The sequence below is a fragment of the Dokdonella sp. genome (assembly GCF_036518555.1).
Taxonomy (GTDB): Bacteria; Pseudomonadota; Gammaproteobacteria; order Xanthomonadales; family Rhodanobacteraceae; genus Dokdonella_A.
Map to the genome: position 1 here is coordinate 1 of NZ_DATDMY010000233.1, position 7,204 is coordinate 7,204.

Consider the following 7,204-nt stretch of genomic DNA (forward strand, 5'->3'; position numbering starts at 1 on the left):
CCTGCGGCGCGACCTCTCCCGCACCGCGGGAGAGGTTAATGCGCGATCCCATGGGGCGTGGATACGCGGTCACGCTGGCGCGCCACCTAGGCGCCCTCGTGCGCAACCATCGAGGCGATCGCGCGATCGCGCCCCGCGCGCTTGGCCGCGTACATCGCCGCATCCGCGCGCGCGAGCACGTCGTCGAGCGATTGCGCGGGCGAGGCTTCGCAGACGCCCGCGCTGAGGGTGAACCGGATGTCGCGACCATCGGCGGCGGGAACGGTGGTGTTGCGGCAGTGGGCGAGGATCGCGTCGGCGCGCGCGAGCGCCTGCTCGCGGCGTACCCCGGGCATCGCGACGCAGAACTCCTCGCCGCCCATGCGTGCGACGAGATCGGACGGCGCGGCGAGTTCGCGCAGGCGATCGGCGACGGCCTGCAGCACGCGGTCGCCGGCGGCGTGGCCGTGTTCGTCGTTGACGCGCTTGAAGTGGTCGATATCGAGCAGGACGACGCTCGCGACGCCGTCCGCGCCCTGCCAGCCGTCCGCGTGCGCGGTCGCGCGGAAGAAACCGCGGCGGTTGAGCAGGCCGGTGAGCCAGTCGACCATCGCAAGGTCTTCGTTGCGCGCGGCGAGCAGCGCGAACTGCAACGCGAGGCACGTGACCGCGAGCGAGAGCATGAACAGCAGCGACGCGACGCTGAACAGCGCGCGGTGGTAGCCGATGTCGAGGCGCGCCGACGTCGGCAGTACCCCGGCGATCCCCGCGTAGGACCAGACGAGCACGCCCGCGTACACGAGCACGAGCACGCGCAGGCGACGGTAGATGTGCTCGATCTCCTCGCGCGGCGGTTCGCGCAGGCTCGCCTGCAGCGCGAGCAGGAACACGAACTGGCCGAACGCGGTGGTGAGCACGCGCAGGCGTGCGTTCGGCCAGGCGACCTCGAACGCGAGCAGCGCCGCGGTCGGGATCGCGATCATCAGTGCGGCAAGCCACGGCTGCGCGCGCTGGTGGCCGAACGCCCAGAAGCCGAGCAGCAGGCAGGCACTCCCCGCGCCGAGCGCGAGATGGTTTCCGACGACGAAGATCGTGTCGAGAAGACCGTGCGCGGTGATCGAAAACAGGAACAGCGAGGCGCCGTTGAACAGGAAACCCGCTGCCCACCAGCGCGCACCGTCGTCGGGATCGTGCCGCCGGCCGACGTACACGAGCAGGCCCGCGAGCATCATCTGCATGAGGCCGCGGCTCAGCGCGAGCGTCGGAATGTCGACCGGGAAAGGGAAGGGATCAGGCATTCGGCACGGCCACGGCGCCGGAAGCCGGGGCTTCCGTTGCGGCCACTATGCCAGCTTCGATCGCCAGGCCGGAACCGAAGCCGCGGCCGCCCGATCACGGCGCGCGGGTACGCGTTCCAGGTCGACCCGGCGGCGCGACGGAACTCGGATGCGCGCGCCGCACTCGATACGGCGTGGACGAGCGCGGTTCAGGCGGCATCGTTCACGATCGCATCACATCGACGACAGGCTGGCCATGTTCCGCTCCCTCAAGAAGCGCTGGCGCGCGTTCATGGCCGTACCGCGCGGCCAGCGCTTCCAGGCCCACCATCGGCGCACGCACCGGGCGGACGCGAAGCCGTGGACGCGCTACCTCGCGATCGCGGCGGCCGTGGTCGTGATCGCGCTCGGCATCGTCATGCTCGTGCTGCCCGGGCCCGGCCTGCTCGTCATGCTCGGCGGGGCGGTGCTGCTCGCCGAGGAATCGGCGTTCGTCGCGCGCGCACTCGACCGGCTCGACCTTGCGGCCGCGCGCCTGGCGTCGCACCTGCGCTCGCGGCGCGCGCGTCGCCCCGGTGGCGGTATCGTCGCGCAACCCGTACCCGTTCGCGCGAGCGACGAAACCCGCGGCGAGCGAGTCGATCGCTGACACGCCGCAACCCCCACGTCCGTCGGGCGCCGACGCCGGCTGTGCGTGAGCGCGCGAGCGGCGAGCTGGGCGGCCTGAGGGCACCGCGCGCGTCGCATCGCCCCGACGGGACGGATCGCCAGCGCGCAGTCGGAGCGCCACCTATTCGCCCGCGGGCGGCTCCCACAGTTCGACCTTGTTGCCGTCCGGATCGATGACCCAGCCGAACTTGCCCTGCTCGGACGCCTGCGTCTCGTCGAGCACGTGGCAGCCTTCGCTGCGCAGTGCCGCGAGCAGCGCATCGAGGTCGGCGACGCGGAAGTTGATCATGAACGTCGCACGGCCCGGTTCCATGTACGTCGTGTCCTGCGCGAACGGGCTCCAGATCGTCATGCCGGCGGCGCTGCCGGGGCCGCCCCATTCGAAGATCGCGCCGCCCCACTCGGTCACGTCGAGGCCGAGGTGATCGCGATACCAGGCGCCGAGTCGCTTGGGGTCGGTCGATTTGAAGAAGATGCCGCCGATACCGGTCACGCGCTTCATGCCGCTCTCCGTCAGGGATTCAAGGTCGCACGAAGTCTAGCGTCCCGCGCGCGATCGCTGCGGTCCCACGCGCGCCCGATCGCCTGCGCGGCGGCGGGCGGGCGACGCCGCAGAGCGCGAACGAACGACTCCGCGCGCACTCATCGGCGCCGCGCATCGGCCGCATGCGCCGCGCCGCCCGCCGCGGCAGGCGTCGAAGCACGGCGATCCTCGCGCGCGCCGTCGGCCGCGTACACCCGCACGCCGCCGACCCAGGTCTCGAGCACGCGCGTCTTCCAGATCTCGCGCGCCGGGACCGTGAAGTAGTCGCGGTCGACGAGGATGAAGTCGGCCCACTTGCCCGGCTCGAGCGTGCCGAGCGTGCCCTCTCGATGCTCGGCCCAGGCCGCGTCGAGCGTGAACGCGCGCAAGGCTTCGGTGCGCGTGAGCGCCTGCGACGCGCGCCAGCCGCCGGGCGGCCGGCCTTCGTGGTCTTGCCTCGTGACGGCCGCATGCAGACCGAAGAACGGGTTCGGCGATTCGACCGGGAAGTCCGAACCCCCGGCGATGCGCGTGCCCTGCTTCAGGAACGTGCGCCACGCGTAAGCACCCTCGAGGCGCTTCGCGCCGAGGCGCGCCTCGGCCATGTTCATGTCGGACGTCGCGTGCGTCGGCTGCATCGAGGCGACGAGATCGAGCGCCTTGAAGCGCGGGATGTCCGTGGGCGCGACGACCTGCGCGTGCTCGATGCGGTTGCGCAATGCGCGGGCGCCGGCGTGGTCGCGGTAGGCGTGCTCGAATGCGTCGAGCGCCTCGCGGTTGGCGCGATCGCCGATCGCGTGCACGCAGACCTGGTAACCCTTGCCGAATGCCTTCTCGACCATCGCGAGCAGCGCATCGGGCGCATGGAACAGCAGGCCCGTATTGCGCGCGTCGTCGCTGTACGGCGCGAGCAGCGCCGCACCGCGACTGCCGAGCGCACCGTCCGCATACAGCTTGACCGCGCGCACGTCGAGGAAATCGCCGCCATAGCCGGACAGCGGGCCGTCCTTGGCGATCGCGTCGAATGCGTCGCCGGTGCCGCGGATCATCGCGTAGATGCGCGCCGTGAGCGTGTGCGCGTCGGCATGGCGCCGGTACAGGCGATAGACGTCGGCGTCGATGCCCGCATCGCCGACGCCCGTGAGGCCCACGCGCGCCATGTCGGCGAGCGCGCTGTCGAGCATCGCGTCGGCCTCGGCCTCGGTCGGCGGCGGGACCTTGCGCGCGACGAGTGCGATCGCGCCGTCGACGAGCACGCCGCTCGGGTTGCCGTCCGCGTCGCGTTCGATGCGGCCGCCGTCCGGATCGCGCGTGTCGCGCGTGATGCCTGCGAGCTTCAGCGCGGCGCCGTTCGCCCATGCCGCGTGCCCGTCGACGCGATCGAGCAGTGCCGGCCGGTCGCCGACGGCGGCATCGAGTTCGGCCGCGGTCGGGAAGCGCCCGAGTTTCCACAGCACCTGGTTCCAGCCGCCGCCGCGGATCCAGGCCGCATCGGGATGCGCGGCGGCATAGTGCCGCACGATCGCCTGCGCGTCGGCGAGCGACGTCGTGCCCGTGACGTCGGCGGAATTGCGCGCGAAGCCGAGATCGAACACGTGCCCGTGCGCGTCGATGAGGCCCGGCAGCAGCGTGCGACCCTTGCCGTCGAGCACCTCGGCGCCCTCCGCGCGCGCGGCCAGATCGTCGTGGCGCCCGGTCGCGACGACCTTGCCGCCGTCGACGAGCATCGCGTCGAAGCGGTGCAGCGCGCCATCGCGATCGAGCGTGTAGCCGTTGACGTGGTCGACGAACAGGCTGGTCGCGCCGGCTGGCGCGGCGAACGCGAGCGTGCAAGCGAGGAGCATCGGCGGGGCTGGGCGCATGCGAATGGCTCCGGCGGACGGGGTCCGGAGAGAGTACGGCATGGGCGCGTCCGGCCCCAACCGCGGGTGCATTTTGCAGCGCCGGCTTGCGCAGTGCGCGAACTCGGCGGCATCCTATGCCCGGACGGCGCCGGATGGGGCCGCTGCCGCCCGCTGCGCGGGTCCTCCAGGGAGTTTTCGCACCGCGCATGATCGAATTCGGACACAGCACCCACGTCGGCCTGCGCCGCGAGCACAACGAGGACACCTACTACGCCGACGCGGACCTCGGGCTGTGGCTCGTCGCCGACGGCATGGGCGGTCACGAACACGGCGAGGTCGCGAGTGCGCTCGCGCGGGACACGCTCGTTCGCGAGGTCACGCGCGGCACCGAACTCGTGCGCGCGATCCAGATCGCCGACGAGGAGATCATCCGCCATTCGACGCGTCGCTCCGAGGCGCTGCCGATGGGCACCACGATCGCCGCGCTGCGCCTGTCGAAGGACGGCGCGTTCGAGGTGGCCTGGGTCGGCGACAGCCGTATCTACATCTGGAACGACGGCCTCAAGCAGCTGTCGCAGGATCACTCCTACGTGCAGGAGCTCATCGACCAGGGCGCGATCACGAGCGAACAGGCGCGCCACCACCCGCACCGCAACGTCGTCACGCAGGCGCTCGGCGTCACCGACCCGCAGTCGCTGCGCGTCGCGAGCATGCGCGGCGAGCTCACCGCGGGGATGCAGCTCCTGCTCTGCAGCGACGGGCTCACCGAAGAGGTCAAGGACAGCGCGATTGCCGCGATCGTCGGCCGCACCGAGCTGTCGGCGCAGGAATGCGTCGACCATCTCGTGCTCGCGGCGCTCGACGGCGGCGGGTCGGATAACGTGACGGTGATTCTGGTTCGCGCGCGCTAGGGGCGCGACGGTTTTTGGTCGTCGCGCTGCGGTTCTCTTCGCGTGGCGGATGCCGGTGGGCGGTTTCGCGTTCGTGCCATTGGTCGTCCCTCTTCGGCTTTCAGTAGAGGGCCGGCATGAGGGCGCAGCGGTGCATCTTGTTCTTCTTCCCTTCGAGAGCGGGCGGGCGGTTTTCGCGGCAGCCGACCCGCGTCCCTGCGTGTTCGTCCCGCATCCCTGCGGGCCGATTTCTTTCTCTTGCTTGTCCAAGAGAAAGAAACCAAAGAGAAGGACACCCCGGCAGCAGCGCCCTCCGGGCATCCTGCCCTGCGGGTACGTGAACGGCGGCCGGGGTTCGCCGACGGCGCATCCTGCGCCGACGGCGAACGCACGCGCATCCTTGCGCGTGCCCCTGCGGGCTGATCCGACCGCCGTTCACCGCCGCTGACGGGGATCCGGAAAAGCAGCGCGCGCCTCGCGCAGACGCAAAGCGAAGCGAAGGACCTTCCAGTGCGCTTCCGCCCCGTAGGGTGGGACGCAGCCGCGCAGCGGCGAGTCCCACCGCGAACCTCGATGACGCTTCGCGCGGTGGGACTCGCGGGAATGCGCCTCGCCTTCACATCCGGTCTCGTGCCGCTGCGCCCGATCCTGCGCAACGGATCCGACGGCAGCCCGCGAACGCAGACGGAAAAGTACCGTTACCCGGCGGCCATGGCCGCCGGCGCCAGCGGCGCCGATTCCGCCTCGAGGCGCCGCCACACGCACGCACCGCGGCTCGCCTTGTCGATCGCGGCGATGCGCGCCTCGTGCAGCACGATTTCGGCATCGAGCGCGCGCAGTACGCGCGGACGGACGAGGATGCGCAGTTCGGCCGCGACGCGCACTTCGCCGGCGGCCGCGTCCTCGCCGAAGCCGAGCGCGCCCTGCCCCGAGGTGAGGGCGAGGTAGACGTCGGCGAGCAGGTTCGCGTCGAGCAATGCGCCGTGCAGGCCGCGATGGCTGTTGTCGACGTCGAGGCGCTTGCACAGCGCGTCGAGGCTGTTGCGCTGGCCGGGGTACTTCTCGCGCGCGAGCACGAGCGTGTCGAGCACCTGCGCGCGCGCGGCGATGCGCGGGTCGGGAATGCCCGCGCGAGCGAGTTCGGCATCGAGGAAGCCGACGTCGAAGCTCGCGTTGTGCGCGATGAGTTCGGCGCCGTCGATGAAATCGAGGAACTCGCGCGCGATGTCGGCGAACCGCGGCTTGTCGAGCAGGAACTCGTCGGCGATGCCGGTGACCGCACGTGCGCCCTCGTCGATCTCGCGATCGGGGTTGAGGTAGGTGTGGAATTCGCGCCCGGTACGGCGACGCTGCACGAGCTCGACGCAACCGATCTCGATCACGCGGTGACCGCGCTGCACTTCGAGGCCGGTGGTTTCGGTGTCGAGGATGACTTGGCGCATCGGGGGCGAGGGTTGGGGTCCGGGGACGAAGGGTGGAGGGCCGCGGCGTTGCTGGCAAGCGGTGGTCGAGGGGGCGAGGCGTCAACGGGCGATCCGCCGCGGCCGCGGCCGCGCCGGCAGCCCTCAGCCGTCGGCCCTCGGCCCTCGCACCTTCAGCGCCGCCTCGCGCGCGAGCACGTCGACGCGCTCGTTCTCGTCGTGGCCGTTGTGGCCCTTGACCCAGTGCCAGCGTACCTCGTGCGCCGCGAGCGCGGCGGAAAGGCGCTCCCACAGGTCGCGGTTCTTGACCGGCTGCCGGTCGCTCGTGCGCCAGCCGTTCGCGCGCCAGCGCGCCATCCATTCCTCGACCCCACGCTTGACGTACTGCGAGTCGGTGGTCAGGACGACGCGGCACGGACGCGTGAGCGCCTCGAGGCCGGCGATCGCGGCCATGAGTTCCATCCGGTTGTTGGTCGTCTGCGCCTCGCCGCCGCTGAGCTCCTTCTCGCGCTCGCCGAAGCGCAGCAATGCACCCCAGCCGCCCGGCCCCGGGTTGCCGAGGCAGGCGCCGTCGGTGAACAGTTCGACCCGCTGCTTCGCC

Annotated in this window: 7 protein-coding genes; 2 read left to right on the top strand and 5 right to left on the bottom strand. The window is 71.4% G+C overall.

All coding sequences use genetic code 11. The annotated features are described in order from the left end of the window. Window positions 1-86: 86 nt before the first annotated feature. Window positions 87-1,277 carry a GGDEF domain-containing protein gene (locus VI238_RS12960; protein ID WP_331652009.1) on the bottom strand — a complete coding sequence of 397 codons (1,191 nt, stop codon included), beginning with the start codon at window positions 1,275-1,277 and terminating at the stop codon, window positions 87-89. A gap of 235 nt (window positions 1,278-1,512) precedes the next feature. Between VI238_RS12960 and VI238_RS12965 the strand changes: the two genes are divergently transcribed. Then, the gene (locus VI238_RS12965) at window positions 1,513-1,905 is read left to right on the top strand and encodes a PGPGW domain-containing protein (protein WP_331652011.1); all 393 of its coding nucleotides are present in this window, start codon (window positions 1,513-1,515) and stop codon (window positions 1,903-1,905) included. 141 nt (window positions 1,906-2,046) lie between these two features. Here VI238_RS12965 and VI238_RS12970 read toward each other — a convergent pair whose 3' ends face one another. Next, window positions 2,047-2,427 carry a VOC family protein gene (locus VI238_RS12970; protein WP_331652013.1) on the bottom strand — a complete coding sequence of 127 codons (381 nt, stop codon included), beginning with the start codon at window positions 2,425-2,427 and terminating at the stop codon, window positions 2,047-2,049. Window positions 2,428-2,567: 140 nt separating this feature from the next. After that, window positions 2,568-4,310 (bottom strand): amidohydrolase, encoded by a 1,743-nt coding sequence (locus VI238_RS12975; RefSeq protein WP_331652015.1) that lies wholly within the window; start codon window positions 4,308-4,310, stop codon window positions 2,568-2,570. A gap of 188 nt (window positions 4,311-4,498) precedes the next feature. Between VI238_RS12975 and VI238_RS12980 the strand changes: the two genes are divergently transcribed. After that, a complete protein-coding gene (locus VI238_RS12980) occupies window positions 4,499-5,203 on the top strand; it encodes a PP2C family protein-serine/threonine phosphatase (RefSeq protein WP_331652017.1) in 705 nt (234 codons plus the stop codon). Window positions 5,204-5,880: 677 nt separating this feature from the next. On the opposite strand, the gene dnaQ is transcribed toward VI238_RS12980, so the two are convergent. Together dnaQ and rnhA are read right to left on the bottom strand one after the other, a co-directional pair. After that, window positions 5,881-6,624 carry a DNA polymerase III subunit epsilon gene (gene dnaQ / locus VI238_RS12985; protein ID WP_331652019.1) on the bottom strand — a complete coding sequence of 248 codons (744 nt, stop codon included), beginning with the start codon at window positions 6,622-6,624 and terminating at the stop codon, window positions 5,881-5,883. A gap of 123 nt (window positions 6,625-6,747) precedes the next feature. Then, window positions 6,748-7,185 carry a ribonuclease HI gene (rnhA, locus tag VI238_RS12990; RefSeq protein ID WP_414650063.1) on the bottom strand — a complete coding sequence of 146 codons (438 nt, stop codon included), beginning with the start codon at window positions 7,183-7,185 and terminating at the stop codon, window positions 6,748-6,750. Between the last annotated feature and the right edge of the window lie 19 nt (window positions 7,186-7,204).

What these genes read in the sequence shown, in the direction of transcription:
- VI238_RS12960 (WP_331652009.1), bottom strand. Translation starts at nt 1,277, where the DNA reads ATGCCTGATCCCTTCCCTTTCCCGGTCGACATTCCGACGCTCGCGCTG.
- dnaQ (WP_331652019.1), bottom strand. Translation starts at nt 6,624, where the DNA reads ATGCGCCAAGTCATCCTCGACACCGAAACCACCGGCCTCGAAGTGCAG.
- VI238_RS12965 (WP_331652011.1), top strand. Translation starts at nt 1,513, where the DNA reads ATGTTCCGCTCCCTCAAGAAGCGCTGGCGCGCGTTCATGGCCGTACCG.
- VI238_RS12970 (WP_331652013.1), bottom strand. Translation starts at nt 2,427, where the DNA reads ATGAAGCGCGTGACCGGTATCGGCGGCATCTTCTTCAAATCGACCGAC.
- VI238_RS12980 (WP_331652017.1), top strand. Translation starts at nt 4,499, where the DNA reads ATGATCGAATTCGGACACAGCACCCACGTCGGCCTGCGCCGCGAGCAC.
- VI238_RS12975 (WP_331652015.1), bottom strand. Translation starts at nt 4,310, where the DNA reads ATGCGCCCAGCCCCGCCGATGCTCCTCGCTTGCACGCTCGCGTTCGCC.